Origin of the sequence: Achromobacter anxifer (assembly GCF_903652925.1) — a bacterium.
In the GTDB taxonomy this organism is placed as follows: domain Bacteria; phylum Pseudomonadota; class Gammaproteobacteria; order Burkholderiales; family Burkholderiaceae_B; genus Achromobacter; species Achromobacter anxifer.
The window spans coordinates 150,243-171,486 of sequence record NZ_CAHLAR010000011.1; the positions used below are offsets into that span (position 1 = coordinate 150,243).

The 21,244-nt window shown below is 65.5% G+C and carries 19 protein-coding genes and 3 tRNA genes; 14 read left to right on the top strand and 8 right to left on the bottom strand.

Features of this window, described 5'->3' with window-relative positions; all coding sequences use genetic code 11:
• Positions 1-35 precede the first annotated feature (35 nt).
• Positions 36-1,013, bottom strand: a complete 978-nt coding sequence (gene egtD, locus HWY37_RS28060; protein WP_175208261.1) for an L-histidine N(alpha)-methyltransferase — start codon at positions 1,011-1,013, stop codon at positions 36-38.
• A 428-nt stretch (positions 1,014-1,441) separates the two neighbouring features.
• Here egtD and HWY37_RS28065 point away from each other — a divergent pair, with 428 nt between their 5' ends.
• Complete coding sequence (locus tag HWY37_RS28065) at positions 1,442-1,777, top strand: ElaB/YgaM/YqjD family protein (protein ID WP_175208260.1); 336 nt, start codon at positions 1,442-1,444, stop codon at positions 1,775-1,777.
• A 111-nt stretch (positions 1,778-1,888) separates the two neighbouring features.
• The gene (locus HWY37_RS28070; RefSeq protein WP_246302427.1) at positions 1,889-3,241 is read left to right on the top strand and encodes a phospholipase D-like domain-containing protein; all 1,353 of its coding nucleotides are present in this window, start codon (positions 1,889-1,891) and stop codon (positions 3,239-3,241) included.
• 18 nt (positions 3,242-3,259) lie between these two features.
• Here the strand turns inward: HWY37_RS28070 and HWY37_RS28075 are convergent, their stop codons facing one another.
• The 5 genes from HWY37_RS28075 to HWY37_RS28095 form a co-directional block, all read right to left on the bottom strand.
• Complete coding sequence (locus HWY37_RS28075) at positions 3,260-4,930, bottom strand: FMN-binding glutamate synthase family protein (protein WP_175208259.1); 1,671 nt, start codon at positions 4,928-4,930, stop codon at positions 3,260-3,262.
• Positions 4,931-5,014: 84 nt separating this feature from the next.
• Positions 5,015-6,241, bottom strand: a complete 1,227-nt coding sequence (locus HWY37_RS28080; protein ID WP_175208258.1) for a YeeE/YedE family protein — start codon at positions 6,239-6,241, stop codon at positions 5,015-5,017.
• Positions 6,242-6,383: 142 nt separating this feature from the next.
• Positions 6,384-7,664 (bottom strand): arsenic transporter, encoded by a 1,281-nt coding sequence (locus tag HWY37_RS28085; RefSeq protein WP_175208257.1) that lies wholly within the window; start codon positions 7,662-7,664, stop codon positions 6,384-6,386.
• Between the two features lie 13 nt (positions 7,665-7,677).
• A complete protein-coding gene (locus HWY37_RS28090; RefSeq protein WP_175208256.1) occupies positions 7,678-8,622 on the bottom strand; it encodes an AEC family transporter in 945 nt (314 codons plus the stop codon).
• 27 nt (positions 8,623-8,649) lie between these two features.
• Positions 8,650-9,543: a DMT family transporter gene (locus tag HWY37_RS28095; RefSeq protein WP_175208318.1), complete on the bottom strand. Its 894-nt coding sequence runs from the start codon at positions 9,541-9,543 to the stop codon at positions 8,650-8,652.
• A 111-nt stretch (positions 9,544-9,654) separates the two neighbouring features.
• Between HWY37_RS28095 and HWY37_RS28100 the strand changes: the two genes are divergently transcribed.
• On the top strand, positions 9,655-10,104 hold the full coding sequence (locus HWY37_RS28100; RefSeq protein ID WP_373418143.1) for a GNAT family N-acetyltransferase: 450 nt from the start codon (positions 9,655-9,657) through the stop codon (positions 10,102-10,104).
• Between the two features lie 114 nt (positions 10,105-10,218).
• Here the strand turns inward: HWY37_RS28100 and HWY37_RS28105 are convergent.
• Positions 10,219-10,303, bottom strand: a tRNA-Leu gene (locus tag HWY37_RS28105).
• A 161-nt stretch (positions 10,304-10,464) separates the two neighbouring features.
• Between HWY37_RS28105 and HWY37_RS28110 the strand changes: the two genes are divergently transcribed.
• Positions 10,465-11,076, top strand: coding sequence for a tRNA-uridine aminocarboxypropyltransferase (locus HWY37_RS28110; protein ID WP_176090310.1), 612 nt, complete (start codon positions 10,465-10,467; stop codon positions 11,074-11,076).
• A 109-nt stretch (positions 11,077-11,185) separates the two neighbouring features.
• Here the strand turns inward: HWY37_RS28110 and HWY37_RS28115 are convergent.
• Positions 11,186-11,270: transfer RNA gene (locus HWY37_RS28115), tRNA-Leu, on the bottom strand.
• A 265-nt stretch (positions 11,271-11,535) separates the two neighbouring features.
• Here HWY37_RS28115 and rnr point away from each other — a divergent pair.
• The 10 genes from rnr to HWY37_RS28165 all read left to right on the top strand — a co-directional run bounded on the left by rnr (position 11,536) and on the right by HWY37_RS28165 (position 21,164).
• On the top strand, positions 11,536-14,010 hold the full coding sequence (gene rnr, locus HWY37_RS28120; protein ID WP_175208253.1) for a ribonuclease R: 2,475 nt from the start codon (positions 11,536-11,538) through the stop codon (positions 14,008-14,010).
• Positions 14,011-14,140: 130 nt separating this feature from the next.
• Entirely contained in the window at positions 14,141-14,878 is a 738-nt protein-coding gene (gene rlmB, locus HWY37_RS28125) for a 23S rRNA (guanosine(2251)-2'-O)-methyltransferase RlmB (RefSeq protein ID WP_175208252.1), read from the top strand.
• A gap of 58 nt (positions 14,879-14,936) precedes the next feature.
• The gene (locus HWY37_RS28130; RefSeq protein ID WP_175208251.1) at positions 14,937-16,181 is read left to right on the top strand and encodes a cystathionine gamma-synthase family protein; all 1,245 of its coding nucleotides are present in this window, start codon (positions 14,937-14,939) and stop codon (positions 16,179-16,181) included.
• Between the two features lie 63 nt (positions 16,182-16,244).
• The gene (locus tag HWY37_RS28135; RefSeq protein WP_175208250.1) at positions 16,245-16,925 is read left to right on the top strand and encodes a Fe2+-dependent dioxygenase; all 681 of its coding nucleotides are present in this window, start codon (positions 16,245-16,247) and stop codon (positions 16,923-16,925) included.
• Positions 16,926-17,278: 353 nt separating this feature from the next.
• Complete coding sequence (locus tag HWY37_RS28140; protein WP_003812968.1) at positions 17,279-17,551, top strand: HU family DNA-binding protein; 273 nt, start codon at positions 17,279-17,281, stop codon at positions 17,549-17,551.
• A gap of 155 nt (positions 17,552-17,706) precedes the next feature.
• Positions 17,707-17,782, top strand: a tRNA-Val gene (locus tag HWY37_RS28145).
• 353 nt (positions 17,783-18,135) lie between these two features.
• Positions 18,136-18,951 carry an energy transducer TonB gene (locus tag HWY37_RS28150; RefSeq protein WP_175208249.1) on the top strand — a complete coding sequence of 272 codons (816 nt, stop codon included), beginning with the start codon at positions 18,136-18,138 and terminating at the stop codon, positions 18,949-18,951.
• A gap of 1 nt (position 18,952) precedes the next feature.
• Positions 18,953-19,942: a MotA/TolQ/ExbB proton channel family protein gene (locus tag HWY37_RS28155; RefSeq protein ID WP_176090311.1), complete on the top strand. Its 990-nt coding sequence runs from the start codon at positions 18,953-18,955 to the stop codon at positions 19,940-19,942.
• Positions 19,942-20,427 carry an ExbD/TolR family protein gene (locus HWY37_RS28160; protein WP_175208578.1) on the top strand — a complete coding sequence of 162 codons (486 nt, stop codon included), beginning with the start codon at positions 19,942-19,944 and terminating at the stop codon, positions 20,425-20,427. The genes HWY37_RS28155 and HWY37_RS28160 overlap by 1 nt, the downstream gene beginning before the upstream one ends.
• A 65-nt stretch (positions 20,428-20,492) precedes the next feature.
• Positions 20,493-21,164 (top strand): response regulator transcription factor, encoded by a 672-nt coding sequence (locus HWY37_RS28165; protein ID WP_024068289.1) that lies wholly within the window; start codon positions 20,493-20,495, stop codon positions 21,162-21,164.
• Positions 21,165-21,244 lie beyond the last annotated feature (80 nt).

Below are 21,244 nucleotides of genomic sequence, written 5' to 3' on the forward strand. Positions count from 1 at the left end.
GGCGATCCTCCAGTGGCGTCCAGGGGAAGCCCGCCTCAGGCGCGGGCGCTGAAAATCGAGAACCAGCCGCGGGCATCCGACCAGTGCGCGACATCGCGATAGCCGGCGCTTTGCAGCAGGTCGGCAAACGCTTGCGGGGTGAACTTGTAGGAATTCTCTGTGTGGATGCGTTCGCCGGCGCTGAATGCGCGCGTGCCGCCCGGCCAGGCCACGCGCACCGCGCGCTGCGCTTCCAGGTGCATTTCGATGCGCGAACTGGCGCTGTTGAAGAGCGCGACATGGCGCCAGTCGTCCACGTCGAAATCGGCGTTCAGCACCTGGTTGACGTGCCGCAGCAGGTTCAAGTTGAAGGCGGCCGTCAGGTGCAGCGCGTCGTCATACGCAGGTTCCAGCACCTGCTTCGGCTTGACCCGGTCCACGCCGACCAGCAGCCCGCCGCCTTCGCATTGCGTGCGGATCCGCCGCAGCATGGCGTGCGCGTCGTCGGGGCTCAGGTTGCCGATGCTGGAACCGGGATAGAAGAACAGGCGCTGCTGCGCCGGAATGCCGTCGGGCAGGTTCAGCGCGAGGGAGAAGTCCAGCCCGAGCGCGGTGATCTGCAAATCGGGGTAAGAAAGCTGCAGCCGGCGCACTGCCGCCTGCAGGTAATCGGCCGAAATGTCGATGGGCACATAGTGCCGGGGCCGCAGGCTGGGGAAGAGGCGTTCGGCCTTGACGCAATCGCCCGCGCCCAGATCGATCATCGACATCACGGGACCGATGTGGCGCGCAATGTCCGCGCCGTGGCGCTGGAAGATCTCCGCTTCGCAGCGCGTAGGGTAGTACTCCGGCAGCTGGGTGATGGCGGTAAAAAGCGCGGAGCCCAGCGCGTCGTAGAGGAACTTGGGATCGATGCGGGCGGGATGCTCCATCAGTCCGTCGCGCAGTTCGATCTGCTCGGCACTGGGGGGCTGCGGTTGTTGCGCGATGAATTCCGGCGCGGCGGGGGCAAACAGTGCGGAAGGCGAAACCATGCGTTCAGTTCCTTTGCTGCCGCCGGGGCCGACCCAAGGCGAACACGCCCCGAGGCCGGGGCGGCAAGCGCGCGACATGCGCGGCTTCGGGAGGCGCAGTCCAGGCGGTTCTGTCGCATTGCAAAAGCCTATTGTGGCGGTCAGTGCGGGGCCGGTGTCAAGCGCCAAGTCGCTGAATGCAATGGACTTTTACGAATTCGGAAGGGCCTGCCCGAAGATGCCCGGCTGCTGTCAGCGCATTTTCAGCCTATGCCTTAGCCTGAGCTGAAATATCGATTTACGGCTGGTTGCCAAAGCCACTGGCGAAGGGCCGCGGATGCTGGTCACAATGGGGCTGGCCCGTCCGCGAGCGCAGCCGGGAACGCCACATGCTGAACATGCGCCCGGCGGCCGGACGCCACGAGGCCCAACAATCACAAGGAGCGACCATGAATCGAAAGCACCAACGCGCCGAAATGTCCCTGCATCGTGAACGGGTGAGCGACAGTTTCCATGAGCTGCTGGCCGGCACGGAAGACCTGTTGCGTTCGACGGCTTCCTATACGGGCTCCGAGATCGAGGCGGCGCGCACGAGGCTCAAGCGCCAGCTCGCCGACGCGCGCGAGTCGGCGGGAGACTGGGAAGGCGCGGCGCGGGAGCGCGCGCGCCGCGCGACCGCCTACGCCGACGAGTACGTGCATGAGCATGCCTGGAAGTCCGTGGGCGTGGCGGCGCTGGTGGGCGCCTTGCTCGGCTGCTTCCTGGCGTCGGGCGGCCGGCGCTAAGCCAATCCGGACGCCATGAGGCCGTTCGCGGCCGGCGCGGGACTGCTGCGGGGAATATTGCCGTGGCGGCCGCGCGTGCGGCTGGGGGCGTTGTGGCTGGCCTGCGTGGTCATGCTGGCGGCATGCGCCAGCGTGCCCGATGCGCAGGAACGCCGTGCGCGCGCGTCGCAGGCCACGCAGTCCGCCGATGCGGCGCTGGACAGCTATCGCCGCGGGCAGGGCATCGCCTCGGATCCGCAGACCCCCAAGGATGACTTCCTGGCGCGCCATCTTGCCGTCGAACAGGCGGTCAGCGGCGCGCCCCTGGTGGCGGGCAACCGGGTCAGGCTGCTGGCCGACGGCCCCGGCACCTATCGCGCCATGCTGCAGTCCATCGGCCAGGCTCGCCGCTACGTGCACATGGAGACCTACATTTTCGATGACGACGCCGAGGGCGCGCGTTTTGCCGAGGCCTTGATCGCCGCGCGCAATCGCGGCGCCGAGGTGTCCTTGATGGTGGACGCGGTGGGTACGATCAAGACGCCGGATGCGCTGTTCCAGCGCCTGCGCGACGCGGATGTACAGGTGGCGGTATTCAACCCGGTGAACCCGGCGGGCGGGCGCGCGGGCTGGTCGCCGAACCAGCGCAATCATCGCAAGGTGCTGGTGGTGGATGGCAAGGTGGGCTTCCTGGGCGGCATCAATGTCAGCAGCGTCTACGAGTCCTCGCCCGGGTCTGGATCGGGAAGCGGAACCGGGAAGGCCGACGCGCCGGCCTCGGCGGACGCCAAGTCCGCTCCGTGGCGCGACACGCATCTGCGTATCGAGGGGCCCGCCGTCGCGCAACTGGAGCAGGTCATCCGCGCGGGCTGGGAGTCGCAGTCCAAGGAGCCGCTCAAGAGCGGAGACGCGCGCCTGGCGCCGTCCGTGGGCGCGACGAGCGTGCGGATACTGGCCAACCAGCCGGACCGCAGCGACGGCTATGCCGTTTACCTGACACTGATGTCGGCCTTCGAAAGCGCGCAGGAAACCATACACATCACCATGGCGTACTTCGTGCCGGACCCGGCCTTCATCGAAGTCCTGTCGGACGCTGCGCGCCGTGGCGTGGACGTGGCGCTGGTGTTGCCTGGCTTCAGCGATTCATCCCTGGTGTTCCATGCGGGGCGTTCGCATTACACGGATCTGCTGCGCGCCGGCGTGAAAATCTACGAGCGGCGCGACGCGCTGCTGCATGCCAAGACCGCGGTGGTCGACGGCGTTTGGTCCACGGTGGGTTCCAGCAACATGGATTGGCGCAGCTTCGCCTTGAACTATGAGATCAATGCGGTGGTGCTGGGGCCGGAGTTCGCGAGCGACATGGAGGCGCTGTTCCAGCGCGACGTGGCCGATTCGGTGCGGATCACGCCCGAGGCCTGGCAGGCCCGGGGCGTGGATGATCGTTCGATGGAGTTCTTCTCGCGCATGTTCGAGCGCTGGCTGTAGCGTCAGGCGCCCGCCGGCTCAGACCTGCGCGGCCGCCGGAGCGGCGTGGGCGGCGTGTTCTTGCGCCAACGCCGTGGTGATGTCGTGAGTCGGCTGGAAGGAGCTGGCCTGGGCCATCGCCCAGCCCGCGCGGAACACCTGGTGGCGGAACTCGCCGCGCAGCAATTCGCCGGGCGCCAGTTCGGGGAACAGCGCCGACAGCAGCCGGATTTCGCTGGAAGAGATGCGGCGCGCGATGTGGTGCGGACGCAGTTGGCCGGGATGGGTCAGGCCGGCAGCCGCCAGCAGTTCCGCCAGCGCATGCAAGGTGTTGCGATGGAAGTTGGCCACGCGCTGCGCCTTGTCCGGCACCACCAGCGCGCGCTGGCGCAGCGGATCCTGCGTGGTTACGCCCGTGGGGCATTTGCCGGTGTGGCAGGCCTGGGCCTGGATGCAGCCGATGGCGAACATGAAGCCGCGGGCGGCATTGCACCAGTCCGCGCCCATGGCCATCACGCGGGCCATGTCGAAGGCCGTGATGATCTTGCCGGAAGCGCCCAGCTTGATGCGGTCGCGCAGGTTCACGCCGATCAGCGTATTGTGGACCAGGCGCAGCGCTTCGCGCAGCGGCGTGCCGACGTGGTCCACGAATTCAACGGGCGCGGCGCCGGTGCCGCCTTCGGCCCCGTCCACCACGATGAAGTCCGGCGTGATGCCGGTTTCCAGCATGGCCTTGACGATGGCGAACCATTCCCAGGGATGGCCCACGCAGAACTTGAAGCCGACGGGCTTGCCGCCCGACAGCTCGCGCAGGCGCGCCACGAACTTCATCAGGCCGATGGGCGAGTCGAAGGCGGAATGGGAGGCCGGCGAATTACAGTCCTGCCAGGCCACGACGCCGCGCGCTTCGGCGATCTCCGGCGTCACCTTGCCCGCGGGCAGGATGCCGCCGTGGCCGGGCTTGGCGCCTTGCGACAGCTTGATCTCGATCATCTTGACCTGCGGCGTACAGGCATTCTTGACGAAGGCCTCTTCGGAGAATGCGCCGTGTTCGTCGCGGCAGCCGAAATAGCCCGAGCCGATGTTCCAGACCAGGCCGCCGCCCGGCTGGCGATGGTAGCGGCTGATGCCGCCTTCGCCGGTGTCGTGCGCGAAGTTGCCCTGGCGCGCGCCTTCGTTCAGGGCCAGGATGGCATTGGCCGACAGGGCGCCGAAGCTCATGGCCGACACGTTGAACGCGGACATGGAGTAGGGCTGCTTGCAGTCGGGGCCGCCGACGGTGACGCGGAAGTCGGTGTCGGGGATTTGCGACGGCGACATGGAATGGTTGATCCATTCGTAGCGGTCGCCGTAGACGTCTTCCTGAGTGCCGAAGGGGCGCTTGTCGATCTCGCGCTTGGCGCGCTGGTAGACGATGGAGCGCTGCGCCCGTGAGAACGGCGCGGCTTGCGTGTCATCTTCCAGGAAGTACTGGCGGATCTCGGGCCGGATGAACTCGAACAGGAAGCGCAGATTGCCCAGGACGGGATAGTTGCGCCGGATGGCGTGGCGCGTCTGCGCCAGGTCATAGACGCCCAGGGCCGCCAGCAGCGTCAGCGGCACGGCCAGCCACAGCCACAAGGGGGAGCTTGCCGCGGCGAGCGCCGCGGTGACCGCCGCGCCAATCAAGGTCAACAAAAAAGCCGTGTAGCGGCCGAATAACCAGCTCATGTCCATCTCCGTATTTCGGGATGGAGCAACCATACACCAGGAGCCGTGCCCCCGCGCCGGGGGGCGGTCCTGGAATACTGTTTCTCAGCAGCTGGACGCAGGCGGGGTCTTCTCGACCGCCAGGCCGAAGGCGGGACGCAGCCGCACGCCCAGGGCGCTGCCGGCGAAGGCGGCCGGCAGCCACAGCCAGGCGTGCAGGCTGCCCGACAGGATGCCGCTGAAATAGGCGCCGATATTGCAGCCGAAGGCCAAGCGCGAACCATAGCCGAGCAGCAGGCCGCCGATGACCGCGCCGGCCAGCGAGCGGGCCGGCACCTTCCAGACGGGGGCGAACTTGCCGGCGGCGCTGGCCGCGGCCAGCGCGCCCAGCATCAGGCCGATGTCCATCACGGTAGTGACGTCCTGGCGCAGCGGCGCGGCCAGGGACGGCTGCTTGGCCCAGTAGGCCCAGGTGGCGACGTCGCCGCCGACGGCGTCCAGGACCTTGGCGCCCCACAGCGCAAAGGCGGACGTGATGCCCCAGGGGCGGCCGGCCAGCGCCAGCGTGGCGAAATTCAGCGCCACCAGGGCGACGCCGCCCCAGATCAGCGGCCAGGGGCCTTGCAGCAGGGAGCCCGGACGCGCAGTGCGCGAGGCGAACGAGATCACATGGCCGTGGCGGCGTTTCTCCAGCGCGGTCACGGCCCACGCGATCAGCGCGAATACGGCCAGGTTGGCGATCAGCGCGGGCGCCAGGCCCCAGGTCTTGACCAACGAGGTCGGCGCCAGCGCGGGCAGGTTGGACCACCAGCCGAAATTGGCCGTCGCAATGACCGAACCGATGATGAAGAACAGCAGCGTGACCAGCATGCGGGTATTGCCGCCGCCGACCGCGAACAGCGTGCCCGAGGCGCAGCCGCCGCCCAGTTGCATGCCGATGCCGAACAGGAAGGCGCCCAGCAAGACCGAGATGCCCGGGGGCGATACAAAGCCGCTTACCGGCTGGCCGAACAGCGAGCCGGCGGCAAGAAAGGGGAAGAACAGCAGCACGCCCGCGGCCAGCATGAGCATCTGCGCGCGCAGCCCGGCGCCGCGGCGGTCAGACACGAACACGCGCCAGGCCTGCGTGAAGCCGAAGGAGGCGTGGTACAGGGTCACGCCCAGCAGCGCGCCGACCAGCCACAGCGCGCCCTGGCGCCAGCTGACGGTCTGGTGCAGGTACAGGGCGCCCGCCAATACCAGCAGCAAGGCGATCCAGAGCGGCTTGCGGTTGATCTGGATGGGCGGCAGCGCCGAGGAGGGCAAGGGCAGGGTGGTAGCGTTGGTGCTCATGGGCGAGTCCCGGGGATTTGAGGCGTAAGAAAGCAAAACGGGCGCGCGCAGGCACCCGTGAGATGTTGAAAGTCTAAAGCGGCGGGCGTCTGACTCAAAACACTGATTAATGTCTTTTAAATAACTAAAAGTAATATGCGAGCTATTGCAGCCGCCAGGCAAGCGCGGCCAGCGTCAGCAGCAGTACCGGCAGCGTCAGCACGATGCCCACCTTGAAGTAGTAGCCCCAAGTGATGCGCAGGCCCTTGCGCGCCAGCACGTGCAGCCAAAGCAGCGTGGCCAGGCTGCCGATGGGGGTGATCTTGGGGCCCAGGTCGCTGCCGATGATGTTGGCGTAGATCATGGCGTCCTTCACCGCGCCGGTGGCGCTGGTGTCCGCGATCGACAGCGCGCCCACCAGCACGGTGGGCAGGTTGTTCATGATGGACGACAGGAAGGCGGTGATGACGCCCGTGCCCATCGCCGCGCCCCAGACGCCGTATTCCGCGCAGCGGTCCAGCACCTGCGCCAGGTGCGCGGTCAGGCCGGCGTTGCGCAGGCCGTACACCACCAGGTACATACCTAGAGAAAAGACCACGATATGCCACGGCGCTTCGCGCATGATGCGCCGCGTGCCCACGATGTGCTGCCGCCCGGCGATCAGCAGCAGGCCCAGCGCGCCGGTGGCGGCGATGGCGCTGACAGGGATGCCCAGCGGCTCCAGGATGAAGAAGCCGGCCAGCAGCAGCGCCAGCACGACCCAGCCCGCGCGGAACGTGGTGAGGTCGCGGATCGCGGAGGCGGGCGCGGGCAGCTGGCTCACGTCATAGCGCGGCGGGATGCTGCGGTGGAAGAACAGCAGCAGCACCGCCAGCGTGGATGCCACGGCCACGAGGTTCACCGGCAGCATGACCGAGGCGTACTCGCCGAAACCGATATTGAAGAAGTCCGCCGAGACGATGTTGACCAGATTGGACACGATCAGCGCGATGCTGCCCGTATCCGCGATGAAGCCCGCCGCCATCACGAAGGCCAGCGAAGCGCCGGGGCCGAAGCCCAGCGCCACCAGCATTTCCATGACGATGGGCGTGAGGATCAGCGCCGCGCCATCGTTGGCGAACAGCGCGGAAACCGCCGCGCCCAGCAGCACGATCAGAACGAACAGCAGCCGGCCCCGGCCGCCGCCCCAGCGCGCCACGTGCAGCGCCGACCATTCGAAGAAACCGGCCTCGTCCAGGATCAGGCTGGTGACGATGATGGCGATGAAGGTGGCGGTGGCGTTCCAGACGATGCGCCAGACGTCGGCGATGTCGGCCAGGTGGACCACGCCCGTGGCCAGCGCGAGCGCCGCGCCCAGCACGGCGCTCCAGCCTATCGACAGGCCCTTGGGCTGCCAGATGACCAGCGTGATGGTGAGAACGAATATGGCTGAGGCAAGCAACATGGGGCAGGGCGGGTCAGGCGATGGGATGGGCGCTGATCCAGGCAACCAGCAGGCTGACGGTCAGTACCGACGCGACAGTGGAAACCAGGATGGCGCGCGAGGTGACGCGGGCGTCGCGGCCGTACATCTGGGCCAGCATGAACGGGCCTGTGCCGATGGGCAGCGCGCTCATCAGCACGGCGGTCCAGGCCCAGACCGGCGGCATGGTGAAGACGTAGAAGGCCAGCAAGGCGGTGACGGCAGGCTGCAGCAGCAGCTTGCCGGTGACCAGGCGCATCACGCCGGGCCCGGAGCTGGAGGTTTCGGTCTGCGCCAGGAACAGGCCTATCGTGACCAGCGCGCAGGGGCTGGCCGATGCGCCCAGCAAGGCGACGTAGCGGTCCACGCCTTCAGGTAGCGCGATGCCGGTAAAGGACCAGGTCAGCCCCAGCAACGGCGCGGCCAGCAGCGGATTGCGCAGCAGCGCGCGCCCGACCTTGAGCAGTGTCGCGGACAGGCTGGGCGCCTGCTGGCGGTCGAACTCGATCAGCGCGATGGCGAAGCCGAACAGCACGCTGGCCGTGAGCAGGGTGGTGAAGGTGGCCGGCGCCATGCTTTCGGCGCCGAGCAGTGCCAGGCATAGCGGGATTCCCATATAGCCGGCGTTGGCGTAGGACGCGGCCAGGCCCTGGATGCTGCGGTCGGTAAGTGCGCCTTGCGTGCGCCGGGCGCCCAGGAACGAGGCCAGGAACGTGATGGCAATGCCGCCCGCGAAGGCGCCCAGGAATCCCCAGTGCGCCGCGCCCGCCAGGTCCACCTGGGTCATGGCGCGGAACAGCAGCGCCGGCAGGGAAAGGTAAACGACGTAGCGGTTCAGTGCGTCGGTGGCGCCGGAGCCCAGGATGCGCCAGCGGGCGGCGAGCCAGCCGGTCAGGATCAGCGCGAAGACCGGCAGGGCGGAGGTGATGACGGCGTTCATGAAGGGAAACCTGGAGGGGCGCTCATTCTACTTGGCGGCCGAGCGTCCGGTGCGCGTCACCAGCAGGATGCCAAGCGCCGCCAAAGCCATGCCCGGCCAGGCCAGCGGGGGTATGGGTTCGTCCAGGATCAGCAGTGCGATGACGGCGGTGCAGGGCGGAACCAGGAAGAACAGCGCGGACACGCGCGAGGCTTCGCCGTACCGGACCATGGTCAGCAGCAAGGTGATGGCCACCAGCGAATTGCCCACGACCAGGTAGGCCAGCGAGGCCAGCAAGGGGCCGGTCCATTCAACGTGCATGGGTTCCAGCCAGAACGCCAGCGGCGCGCTGACGATCAGCCCGACCGAGTACTGCACCATATTGGACGTGACCGGGTGCGTCTGCACGCCAAAGCGTTTTTCATACAGCGTGCCGCCGGTGATGCAGAGCAGGGCGCTGATGGCGAATATCAGGCCCAGCGGCGAGACCACGTCGATCGAGGCCTTGGCGATGATGACCAGCGCTGCGCCCGATACACCCAGGGCCAAGCCTGCCCAGCGGCGGGCATCGACTTTCTCCTGCGCGATCGCCGGCGCCAGCAGGCCGATCAGGATGGGCTGCAGCGACGTGATCAGCGCCACGCCGCCGGCCGACATGCCTTGCTTGAGCGACAGGTAGGTAAAGCAGAAGTAGCCTGCCTGCAGCAGCAGGCCGACCATCGCCAGATGGGCCCAGGCGCTGGCGCCGCGTGGCAGCGGCGGGCGCAACAGCAACAGGAAGGGCGCAAGAATCAGCACGACGCAGGCATAGCGCAGCGCCAGGAAAGTCATGGGATCGGCATAGGCCAGCCCCACTTTGAGCACGACGAAACCACTGGACCAGAGAAGCAGGAAAAGCGCGGGAGCGGCTTTCAACCAGGCGGGGGGAGCGGCAGGCGGCATGTGGCGGAACATGGACGACGTGGGCAAGCCGCGATCGTACCCCTTTTGGCCATTCTTCATCCCTGCCAAAATGCGGCGTAGGATTCTTTTATTCATTGCTGCACACGAGGGATGGACATGTCGACCAACAAACAAGCTACGGTGCGTATCGCCCTGGGAACCTGGGACCGCCTGCGCGATGACGCGTATTCGGTGCGCCACGAGGTGTTCGTCGTCGAACAGAAAGTGCCGCCCGAGGTCGAGCTGGACGATGACGACGCGGTGTCGGTGCATGCCGTGGCCTATGGCCCGGACGGCACGCCGATGGGCACGGGCCGCTTGCTGCCCGATGGCCATATCGGCCGCATGGCGGTTCACAAGAAGGCCCGCGGCATGGGCGTGGGCAGCCAGTTGCTGGATGCGCTGATCGAGCAGGGCCATGGCGATGGCCACCGCATGCTGGTGCTGCACGCGCAGACGCATGCGGCGGGCTTTTACCAGGCGCACGGATTCAGCGTGGAAGGCGAGGAATTCGTCGAGGCAGGGATTCCGCACGTGGTCATGACGCGCGTCTTGAAATAAGGCGAGGGTGTCCGGCTCGCGGCGTATGCGGGCCGGACAAAGAAAAAACCCCGATACGCTTACGCGTTCGGGGTTTTTTTGGCGCATCACGCAGGTACCTCGTGATGTAATAATTGGTGCCCAGGAGAGGACTCGAACCTCCACACCTTGCGGCACATGGACCTGAACCATGCGCGTCTACCAATTCCGCCACCTGGGCGCTGATGCTTTACTTGTCGCTTCGCTTTCGCGTTGTTTCTTGTTCAGCAGCAGAGGAATGAGATTATGCACACTTTTTTGGAAGTGTGCAAGTCGTGTGGCTTTTTTTTCATATTTTTTTGCTGCCGGGCCGCTTTCGAACTTTCGATATAGTGTCGCCCCATGTCTCGTACCGTCTGCACGCGTTGTCTGCGTCCTCGATCGCACTGCTTGTGCGCACTGATTCCCTCGATTTCCTGCCGCACTCAGGTAGTGGTGTTGCAGCATCCCAGCGAAGCGCGCCACGCCTTGAACACGGCCAGGCTGGCCGTGCTTGGATTGGCGGGAGCGCGTCGCGTCGTCGGCGAATATTTTTCGGAGAGTGATTGGGCGCTGCCCGGCCATCTGCCGCGCTTGCTGTTTCCCGGCGAAGGCGCCGAGGTGTTGACGCCGGGCTATGGGCGGGACCTTGGCGCGCCGATCAGATTGATCGTGCCCGACGGCACCTGGGGGCACGCGCGCAAGCTGCTGCATATCAATCCCGGGCTTGCCGCCTTGCCGCGCGTGATGTTGCCTCCCGGCCTGTCCACGCGCTATCGCGTGCGCCATGCCGACGTGGCGGGCGCGCTCTCCACGATAGAGGCCGTGACGCATGCCTTGAATGCGATCGAGGCGCCGATGAATTTCGATGCCTTGCTGCGGCCCTTCGAAGCCTTGATCGACGGGCAGATCGAAGGCATGGGCGCCGACCTTTATGCGCGGCATCATTTGAACCGCAAGGTGCCCTGGCGTTGAGGAAAGGGTGGCAGGGGTAAAAAGCAAAAGCCCCGGAAATCTTGCGATTTCCGGGGCTTTTTAGCCTTTGCATCAAGACCGCCTTGCAGTGTCTTGATTAAAAATTCCGTGGTGCCCAGGAGAGGACTCGAACCTCCACACCTTGCGGCACATGGACCTGAACCATGCGCGTCTACCAATTCCGCCACCTGGGCACTGAGAGATACTGTCAGAACTATGTGATACGCTGCCGCCCTAGTTGCATCGCTTCAGTTAAAACACATTAACTAAAACATGCTTCCAGAGTGCAGTTGGTTCTACAATGGGATCTTTAAGCAACTTGCTTCCAAACCCGGGTTTTGAACTTTGTTTTGCTTTGTTAAGTAAACTAAGTTCCGAACCCTTCCAACCTTTTTCTGCTTCAGTGTTCAGCCTTGGGCGAACCACAGAAGCTGCGCATTATATACGGAAATTTTAGCTTTGGCAAAACGATCGAATAACGAATCGAATAACAACAGATCAACACCCTTGCCCGAAGCGCCGCCGGACTTCGATCCTGATGTCCCGTCCCGTGAAGCCATCCTGAAAGCGCTGCGTGCCGCGGGCTCGCCGCTGTCTCCGGTGGAGCTGGCCGAACGCATGGGCGTCGAGCGCGCTGCGACGATGGTGGGGTTTGAGCGCCGCCTGGGCGCGATGGAGCGCGACGGGCAATTGATGCCCAACCGCAAGGGCGTGCTGCTGCTGGCGACCAAGCTGGACTTCGTCGCCGGCAAGGTGCTGGGTCACCGCGACGGCTTCGGCTTCCTGCTGCGCGACGATGGCGGCCCGGACCTGTTCCTGTCGCCGCGCGAAATGCTCAAGGTGCTGCATGGCGACCGCGTGCTGGTCAAGCCCACGGGCGAATACCGCGGCAAGCCTGAAGGCACCATTGTCGAAGTCATCGAACGCCGCACCAATAAATTGGTGGGCCGCTTCCTGCATGAGCACGGCCTGTCCATCGTCGTGCCCGAGGACCAGCGCATCAAACACGACATCCTGATTCCTCCCAGCGACACCAATGGCGCCCAACATGGGCAGGTGGTCGCGGTGGAAATCATGGAACAACCGACGCGCCACACGCAGCCGCTGGGCCGCGTGGCCGAGGTGCTGGGCGAGATCGACGACCCCGGCATGGAAATCGAGATCGCGGTGCGCAAGTTCGACGTGCCCGTCGAATTCTCGGAAGCTGCCCGCAAGCAGGCCGCGCGCCTGCCGGACGTGGTCCGCAAGGCCGACCTCAAGGATCGCGTGGACCTGCGCGACGTGCCGCTGATCACCATCGACGGCGAAGATGCGCGCGACTTCGACGACGCGGTGTACTGCGAGCCCGTGGAATTGGGCACTGGCCAGCGCAAGCGCCCGGGCTGGCGACTGCTGGTGGCCATTGCCGACGTCAGCCACTATGTGCGTCCGGGCGATGCGCTGGACGACGACGCGGTCGAGCGCGGCACCAGCGTGTACTTCCCGCGCCGGGTAATTCCGATGCTGCCGGAATCGCTCTCCAACGGCTTGTGCTCGCTGAACCCGGATGTCGACCGCCTGGTGCTGGTCTGCGACATGGTCATTCCCGCCAGCGGCGCCAAGGCCGGCACGGTCACGGCCTACCAGTTCTACAACGCGGTCATGCATTCGCATGCGCGCACCACCTATACCAATATCTGGGCCGCCTTGCAGCAGCCTGGCGGCCCCGCCGCGCATGCCATGCGCAGCGTCATGCCGCAGGTCCAGCACCTGTATGAGCTTTATCAGCTGCTGGCCCAGGGGCGCAAGAAGCGTGGCGCCATTGACTTCGACACGGTCGAGACCAAGATCGTCTGCAACGAGCTGGGACGCATCGAGCAGATCGTGCCGTCGGTGCGCAACGATGCCCACAAGCTGATCGAGGAATGCATGCTGGCCGCCAACACCTGCGCGGCCGATTTCATGACCCGCAGCAAGCATCCCGGCCTGTACCGCATCCACGAAGGGCCCACTCCCGAACGTCTGCAATCGCTGCGCGAATTCCTGCGCACGATGGGCCTGTCGCTGGGCGGCGGCGAAACGCCCACGGCCAAGGACTATGGCGATTTCCTGGATTCGGTGCGCGGCCGTCCCGACTACCAGCTGCTGCAGACCATGTGCCTGCGCTCCATGCAGCAGGCGGTCTACAGCCCCGACAACATGGGCCACTTCGGTCTGTCCTATCCCGGCTACAGCCATTTCACGTCGCCCATCCGCCGCTATCCCGACCTGCTGACGCATCGCGTCATCAAGGCGCTGCTGGCCGGCCAACGCTACGTGCCCAGCCTGGAAGACCAGCCTGTGGTGATAGGCCGTACGCAGCGCGAGCACGAACATGCCATCTGGGAAAAGATGGGCTTGCTCCTGTCCGCCAGCGAGCGCCGCGCCGACGAGGCCTCGCGCGACGTCGAGGCCTGGCTCAAGTGCTGGTTCGTCAAGGAGCGCGTGGGCGAGGACTTCAGCGGCACGGTCACCGGCGTCGCCAGTTTCGGCATCTTCGTCACGCTGGACACCCTGCATGTCGAGGGGCTGGTGCACGTTTCCGAACTGGGCGGCGAGTACTTCCAGTTCAACGACGCCCTGCACGAGTTGCGTGGCGAACGCACCGGCATGCGCTACCGCCTGACCGACAAGGTACAGGTGCAGGTATCGCGTGTGGACCTGGAAGCGCGCCGCATCGAGTTCCGCCTGGTACAGGGCACGAGCTTCGATGCCTTGCGCAAGGCATCGGCCCGCGGACCAGATGAGCCTTCCCGCCGCGTGAAGAAGGCGGCTTCGCCCAAGCCTGCCGCGCTGAAGGGACAGACCGCGAAGGAGCGGCGCGCCGAGGCCAAGAAGGCCAGCAAGCCGCCCCGTGCGCCCAAGGCGTCCAAGCGCGCCGCGCCGGCCAAGAAGGCCGCTCACAAGCGCCACTGAGCTTCCCTTATGGCCAAGCCGTCGTTGGGCGGTCAGGCCATAAGGGGTAACATTGCATCCATGCCCGGTTTGGTCCGGTGACCCGCCCCGCTCTGGGGCGGGTATTCGTTTATCTAAAGGTATTGCATTTATGGCGTCGACCCAAGTTCTGGCCGGGTTTCACGCGGTTGTCGCGCGGCTGCGCCACGCGCCCGACTCGATCAAGGAAATCTATGTGGAGGCGTCGCGCCGCGACAAGCGGATGCAGACGTTCATCGAACAGGCCGAAAAGGCGGGCTGCCGCCTGCATCCGGTTCCCATGGAGCGCCTGGACGGCCTGTCGCGCGGCACGCGCCACCAGGGCGTGGTCGCGTTGGCCGAAGAGCGCCAGCTGGCGGTGGATGTGGATGAGGTGCTCGACGTCATCGAGGGCCCGCCGCTGCTGCTGATTCTTGATGGCGTGACCGATCCGCACAATCTGGGCGCCTGCCTGCGCACCGCCGACGCGGCGGGCGTGCACGCGGTCATCGCGCCGCGCGACCGGGCCGTCGGCCTGAACGCGACCGTGCAGCGGGTGGCGTGCGGCGCCGCCGACACCGTGCCCTATCTGATGGTGACCAATCTGGCGCGCACCATGCGCAGCCTGAAGGACCGCGGCGTGTGGCTGGTGGGCACCGACGATCAGGCAACCGACAGCATGCACCAGATCGATGCGCGCCAACCCATGGCCTGGGTCATGGGCGCGGAAGGCGAGGGCATGCGCCGCCTGACCCGGGAAACCTGCGACCAGCTGGTGAACATCCCCATGCTGGGTTCGGTGGAAAGCCTGAACGTCAGCGTGGCCAGTGCAGTCTGCCTGTACGAAACCGTGCGCCAGCGCCGCGCCTGATCTGCTCCGATTGCCTATTCCTGTCTTGTAGACCATTTTTTCTTCGCGTCAGCCCATCATGCACCAGAACGGCTTTACCACCACGATCCTCCATTCCGACCGCAAGCAATCCGTCGAGCACGGAGCGGTGCACAAGCCCATGCATCCGTCCTCGGAGTTCGCCTACGAAGACGCGCGCGAGCTGGCCGCGGTGTTCCAGGGCAAGGCGGGCTTCACCTACGCGCGTCAGGGCACGCCCACCACCACCGCGCTGGAAGCCAAGGTCAACCAGATGGAAGGCGGCAAGGGCACGGTCAGCTTCGCGACCGGCATGGCCGCGCTGGCCGCCATCTTCACGACGCTGTTGCGCCGCGGCGATCACCTGGTGTCCAGCCAGTTCGTGTTCGGCAATACCAACAGCCTGTTCGGCACGCTGCTGGAACTGGGCGTGGAAATCACCTTCGTGGACGCCACGGATTCCTCGCAGGTGCGCGCCGCAATCCAGCCCAATACCCGCATGGTGTTCACCGAGACCATTGCCAACCCGGGTACGCAAGTTGCTGACCTGGCCGTGATCGGCGAGATCTGCCGCGAAAAAGGCCTGGTCTACGTGGTCGACAACACGCTGACCTCGCCCTGGATGTTCCGCCCGGCGTCGGTCGGGGCCTCGCTGGTGATGAATTCGCTGTCGAAGTACATCGGCGGCCATGGCAATGCGCTGGGCGGCGCCGTGACGGACACCGGCCTGTACGACTGGTCGGGCTATGCCAACATCTACGATGCCTACCGCAAGGGACCGTCCACCAGCTGGGGGCTCACGCAGATCAAGAAGAAGGGTCTGCGCGACATGGGCGGCACGCTGGCGGCCGAGCCCGCGCACCGCATCGCGGTGGGCGCCGAGACCCTGGCCCTGCGCATGGCCAAGCATTGCGCCAATGCGCTGGCGCTGGCGCGATTCCTCGAAGAGCACCCCGGCGTGGCCAAGGTGCACTATCCCGGCCTGGCCAGCCATCCGCAGCACGCGCGCGCGGCGGCTCTGTTCGGTTCGCGTTTTGGCGGCCTGCTGGGCGTCGAGCTGGCCGATGGCGTGGATTGCTTCGATTTCCTGAACCGCTTGCGCGTGGTCCTCATGGCGACCCATCTGGGCGATACTCGCAGCCTGGCGCTGCCCGCCGCCCACACCATCTATTACGAGATGGGGGCAGAGCGCCGCAAGCAGATGGGCATCGCGGACAGCCTCATCCGCGTGTCGGTGGGCATCGAGGACGAGGCCGATCTGCTGTTTGATTTCGATCAGGCGCTCAACGGTTGCCTGCAGGGATAATGCGGCACGCGCGCGGCTCGCGGTCGCGCGCGCCCGCGCCCGCAACGCAATCGGAATAGGTCCATGCTCATACAGATAGCAGAAGTTTTTACGCCGGAAGAAGCGGCCGAGATCCGGCGCCGCCTGGACGCGGCCGATTGGGTGGATGGCAAGGTCACTGCCGGCTACCAGTCTGCCGAAGTGAAGCGCAATCGCCAGTTGCCGGAGCAGCATCCCCTGGCGCAGGAACTGGGCAACCTGATCCTGCAGCGCCTGGCGGGCAACAACCTGTTCATGTCGGCGGCGTTGCCGCGCAAGATCTTCCCGCCCTTGTTCAATCGCTATGAGGGCGGAGAGGCCTTTGGCTATCACGTGGACAATGCGGTGCGCGGCATCGCCGGCACGGCCGAGCGCGTGCGCACCGATCTGTCCGCCACGCTGTTCTTCTCCGAGCCCGACTCCTACGATGGCGGCGAGCTGGTCATTGACGATACCTACGGCCCGCGCGCGGTGAAGCTGCCGGCGGGGCACATGGTGCTGTATCCGGGCACCAGCCTGCACAAGGTCAATCCGGTGACGCGCGGCGCGCGCGTGTCGTCCTTCTTCTGGATGCAGAGCCTGGTGCGCGAAGACAGCCAGCGCGCGCTGCTGCTGGACATGGACGTGGCCATACAGCGCTTGAATCAGGATGCCGCGGGCCATCCTTCCATCGTGCAGCTCACCGGCATTTATCACAATTTGCTGCGCCGATGGGCCGATGTCTGACGCATGTTAAGGATCGTGTTCGGGGGTGTCGCGCAAACCCCGAAATGCGTGTTTCTGTTTATTGCGAAAACGTCTAAAAGCTAGTATTGGCGCGGGTTGTGGTGAGGTTTTCGCTTGACAGCCGCGTCACGCCAAGGCCTAATACACGTCTGCGTCGCTGATGATTTGAAGGCAATTTGCCATTGAATCTAGGCGGCGCAGCAGTTTAAAAGTTGTGCTTCGCAGCGCAAGAAAAAAGTTTATCCACTGTCTGTTCGTCGTTTGTCGGGTCCTGCGTCTTCAGCGGCGTCCAATCATGACGGCCATGAACTGCACTACCGACAGACTCCATACCTTGTGAGGGGTACACCTGAATGAACAAAACCGAACTCATCGATCACATCGCCAGCAAGGCCGACATCTCGAAGGCTGCCGCTGGTCGCTCGCTCGACGCCCTGATCGGTGCCGTCAAGACCACCCTGAAGAAGGGCGGTACGGTTACGTTGGTTGGCTTTGGCACGTTCGCTGTGTCGGCTCGCGCCGCGCGCACCGGTCGTAATCCGCGCACCGGCGAAACCATCAAGATCAAGAAGGCCAAGGTGCCGAAGTTCCGTCCGGGCAAGGCCCTGAAGGATGCCGTCAACTGATAGGCGGCGGGCAGGTCGCAGGCGTTGGCGCCGAGCGATTTGCCGACAAGTGCGCGGTCCGGTATACTCCGGCCCGCGTATTGCTTTTGAGTGCCCCGGTTGGCAGTTGCTTGTACGGATTTTTCGCGAATTTCGTCTTGAGGCTGCATCAGAAAGGGTGCTTAGCTCAGTTGGTAGAGCGGCGCCCTTACAAGGCGTAGGTCACAGGTTCGACCCCTGTAGCACCCACCAAAAGCACTGCACATGCAAAACCCGCACACTTCACGGTGGCGGGTTTTTTGTTGCCTGGTCGCATGGCGCGCAGCACGAGTTCGTTGGGCGGCGTGCTCGCGTGACGCGCGCTGTGCGGTAGGCGATGTCTACGCGCGCCGCTTCTCATTGCTTCCGTCGGAACTTACCGGGATCTTCCTGTCGTCCTAGTCTTGCCCATCCTGCGGGAAGCGGGGCCGGTTCAGATGAAATAGGACGTGCGAATCATTCGCATTTAAGATATTATCGTGGGCTTGTACCGGTCAGCCGGCGTCGCCATTGCGTGCGCGTCTTTCCTGGCTGGCCGGATAAGTCAATGTACCCCTGGCTGATTCATGCCTAGTCTTCAACCCGGTTGGAATTCTTCTTCGCGCTCTTCATTCGGTATACGCGCAGGCGCCGGCCTGACGGTCCTGGCGTTGCATGCGGCGGTGATCGGCGCCATCTTCATGGCACCCGAGAACCGTCCTGAACTCGAGGAACCCGAGGCCATCATGGTGAGCGTGGTGGATGCGCCCGTACCCCAGATCGCCAAGGCCGAACCCACGCCCGAAGTGCCGCAGCCCGTGACGGAAACTCCGCCCGAGCCGCAGCCCGAGGTTGAACCCGAACCCGAGCCGGAACCCGAGCTCAAGCCCGAGCCGGAACCAGAACCCGAACCCGAGCCAGTGGTTGAAAAACCGCCGATGCCGGCGCCCAAGCCGAAACCCAAGCCCAAGCCGCCACCCAAGCCCAAACCGCAACCCAAGCAGGAAGCCAAGGTCGAGCCCAAACCGGAAACGCCGCCTCAGCAGACGCCGCCCAGCGGTGCGCCCGAGGGCACGCAGGCGCCTCAGGGGCCGCAGCAAGGGCCGCCGCCGGACCAACCGGTGCTGGTTTCCAGCATCGAGTTCCAGGGAGCACGCCCCATGCCCAATTATCCGATGGCTTCGCGCCGGATGCGGGAGGAGGGCCGGGTGCTGGTGTTGGTCGAGATCAATACCCAGGGGCTGGTCGAGCGGGCAAGCATCGACACGTCGTCGGGCTTCCCGCGCCTGGATGAAGCCGCGCTGGCCGCCGCCCGCAAGGGCCGTTTCAAACCGTATACCCGTAACGGCGTGGCCTATCCCGCCAAAGCCAAAATTCCGTTCGATTTCGTAATGAGGAACTGAGATGTCCAACGCACTGCATAGCGCTACCCTGGTGGCGCAGGCGACCACCAGCCCGGCTGCGCCGGCTGCCGCCGCTGCGCCTGCCGCAGCTGCGGCCGCGCCCGCAGCCCAACAAGCCGCCTCGACCGTGGGCGCCGCGGCCCAGCAAGCAGCCGGCGCCGTCCAGCAGTCGGCCGACGCGCTGCACGGCGCCGCCGCTGCGCTGCCCACGCTTCCCGCAGCGCCGGCTTCCGCCGCCGTTCCCGACATGGGCTTCCTGCACTTCGTCGCGCAGAGCGACTTCGTCGGCAAGAGCCTGTTCATCATCCTGATCCTGATGTCGCTGGTGACCTGGTACCTGATCCTGGTCAAGGTGGTCAGCAACGTCAGCATGCGCAAGCGTTCGGCCGACTTCCTGAACAAGTTCTGGAACGCCAGCTCGCTTGAGCAGGTGGAAAACGAGATCGTTACCCACGGCGCGCGCGATCCGTTCTCGCACCTGGCCAGCCATGCCATGCACGCGCAGGCGCACCACAACAAGTTCGGTGCCACCAAGCTGGAAGAGTCGGGCAGCAACTCCGATTTCGTCACGCGCACCATGCGCAAGGTGATCGACGAGGAAACCGCCAAGCTGGAAAACGGCCTGACCGTGCTGGCTTCGGTGGGTTCGACGGCGCCTTTCGTGGGCCTGTTCGGCACCGTCTGGGGCGTGTACCATGCCTTGGTCGGCATCGGCCTGTCCGACGGCGTGACTATCAACCGCATTGCCGGTCCGGTGGGCGAAGCGCTGATCATGACGGGCCTGGGCCTGGCGGTCGCCATTCCCGCGGTGCTGGCCTACAACACCTTCGTGCGCAACAACCGCGTGTTCCTGTCGCGCCTGGATGCCTTTGCGCATGACCTGTTCGCGTTCCTGACCACCGGCCAGCAAGTGGCGCTGTCCGACGGCAAGGTGCGCGCCCTGCGCCGCCAGAACGGTAGCGGCGCCGCTGCTCAACGCGGGAGCGAATAATGGCCTTTGGCAGCTTCGAGGGCAAAGGATCTGGAAGCCATACGGTTTCCGAGATCAACATGGTGCCCCTGATCGACGTGATGCTGGTGCTGCTGGTGATCTTCATCATCACCGCGCCGCTGCTGGCGCACTCGATCAAGATCAACATGCCCCAGGTGGCCGCCGAGCAGATCGAGGAAGAACCCAAGACCGTCGATCTGGCCATCGATGCCAGCGGCGCCTTGTTCTGGGACGAGAAGCCGGTCAACATCGACGACCTGCCCAACCGCTTCAAGTCGATCGCCGGCACCAAGCCGCAACCCGAGATCCGCATCCGCGCGGATCAGAACACCCGCTACGAAACGCTGGCCAAGGTCATGGCCTCGGCGCGCCGTTCGGGCATGACCCGTATCGGGTTCGTTACGACGCCTCCTTCGGGTGGCGCCGCCGCGGGCGCGGCAGCCCCCGCCGCGCCTGGAGCCGCCCCGGCTCCGTCCGCGCCTTGAACGGATCCCGGCATCGGGGCGCAATTCGCGCCCCGTTCTTGCCGGGATCGCGCTAGAATCGCGGCATGCGAGTTCTGGTAATCGAAGACGACACCACCCTGGGCCACGCGCTCCAGGAATTTCTGGCCGACCAAGGCTATGCGGTCGACTGGCTGACCGATGGCGACCGGGTTCTGGGCGCCCTCGCGGGTCAGCCCTACGACCTGATGCTGCTCGACCTCAATCTTCCAGGTATGAGCGGGCTGGACGTGCTGCGTCAATTGCGCCAGGACGGCAACCAGGTCCCCGTGCTGATCCTCACCGCCCGCGATGGCATCGAGGATCGCGTCGCCGGCCTGGACGCCGGGGCCGACGATTACGTCACCAAACCTTTTGAACTGCCCGAGCTGGCGGCGCGCGTGCGCGCCTTCGGCCGGCGCCGCGCCGGCCAGGCCCAGCCCCTGATCGAGGTTGGTCCGCTGGTGTTCGATACCGTCGGCCGCGAAGTCCGCGCCAATGGCCAGCGGCTGTCGCTGTCGGTGCGCGAGCTCTCGGTGCTGGAAATGCTGATGGCCCGAGTCGGCCGCGTCGTGACCAAGCGCCAGATCGTGAACTCGCTTTCGGCCTGGGACGCCGATTTCAGCGAAAACGCCGTCGAAGTCTATGTGTACCGCCTGCGCAAGCGCCTGGAAGGCACGGGCGCCAGCATCCAGACGGTGCGTGGCTTTGGCTACATGCTGGATGTGGAAACGGCCTGACGGGCCCGCCGCGGCCGGTTTGCGCTGGCCGAGCGCATCCAAACGCCTAGGCGAGGGCATTGCGTCATGATGCAGGAACG

Bases quoted from the DNA above. Each gene is read 5' to 3' on its own strand.
- HWY37_RS28160 (WP_175208578.1), top strand. From the start codon at position 19,942: ATGGCCTTTGGCAGCTTCGAGGGCAAAGGATCTGGAAGCCATACGGTT.
- HWY37_RS28070 (WP_246302427.1), top strand. From the start codon at position 1,889: ATGCTGGCGGCATGCGCCAGCGTGCCCGATGCGCAGGAACGCCGTGCG.
- HWY37_RS28110 (WP_176090310.1), top strand. From the start codon at position 10,465: ATGTCTCGTACCGTCTGCACGCGTTGTCTGCGTCCTCGATCGCACTGC.
- HWY37_RS28100 (WP_373418143.1), top strand. From the start codon at position 9,655: ATGGACATGTCGACCAACAAACAAGCTACGGTGCGTATCGCCCTGGGA.
- HWY37_RS28135 (WP_175208250.1), top strand. From the start codon at position 16,245: ATGCTCATACAGATAGCAGAAGTTTTTACGCCGGAAGAAGCGGCCGAG.
- HWY37_RS28130 (WP_175208251.1), top strand. From the start codon at position 14,937: ATGCACCAGAACGGCTTTACCACCACGATCCTCCATTCCGACCGCAAG.
- HWY37_RS28155 (WP_176090311.1), top strand. From the start codon at position 18,953: ATGTCCAACGCACTGCATAGCGCTACCCTGGTGGCGCAGGCGACCACC.
- rlmB (WP_175208252.1), top strand. From the start codon at position 14,141: ATGGCGTCGACCCAAGTTCTGGCCGGGTTTCACGCGGTTGTCGCGCGG.
- egtD (WP_175208261.1), bottom strand. From the start codon at position 1,013: ATGGTTTCGCCTTCCGCACTGTTTGCCCCCGCCGCGCCGGAATTCATC.
- HWY37_RS28165 (WP_024068289.1), top strand. From the start codon at position 20,493: ATGCGAGTTCTGGTAATCGAAGACGACACCACCCTGGGCCACGCGCTC.
- HWY37_RS28150 (WP_175208249.1), top strand. From the start codon at position 18,136: ATGCCTAGTCTTCAACCCGGTTGGAATTCTTCTTCGCGCTCTTCATTC.
- HWY37_RS28085 (WP_175208257.1), bottom strand. From the start codon at position 7,664: ATGTTGCTTGCCTCAGCCATATTCGTTCTCACCATCACGCTGGTCATC.
- HWY37_RS28075 (WP_175208259.1), bottom strand. From the start codon at position 4,930: ATGAGCTGGTTATTCGGCCGCTACACGGCTTTTTTGTTGACCTTGATT.
- HWY37_RS28080 (WP_175208258.1), bottom strand. From the start codon at position 6,241: ATGAGCACCAACGCTACCACCCTGCCCTTGCCCTCCTCGGCGCTGCCG.
- HWY37_RS28140 (WP_003812968.1), top strand. From the start codon at position 17,279: ATGAACAAAACCGAACTCATCGATCACATCGCCAGCAAGGCCGACATC.
- HWY37_RS28090 (WP_175208256.1), bottom strand. From the start codon at position 8,622: ATGAACGCCGTCATCACCTCCGCCCTGCCGGTCTTCGCGCTGATCCTG.
- HWY37_RS28065 (WP_175208260.1), top strand. From the start codon at position 1,442: ATGAATCGAAAGCACCAACGCGCCGAAATGTCCCTGCATCGTGAACGG.
- HWY37_RS28095 (WP_175208318.1), bottom strand. From the start codon at position 9,543: ATGCCGCCTGCCGCTCCCCCCGCCTGGTTGAAAGCCGCTCCCGCGCTT.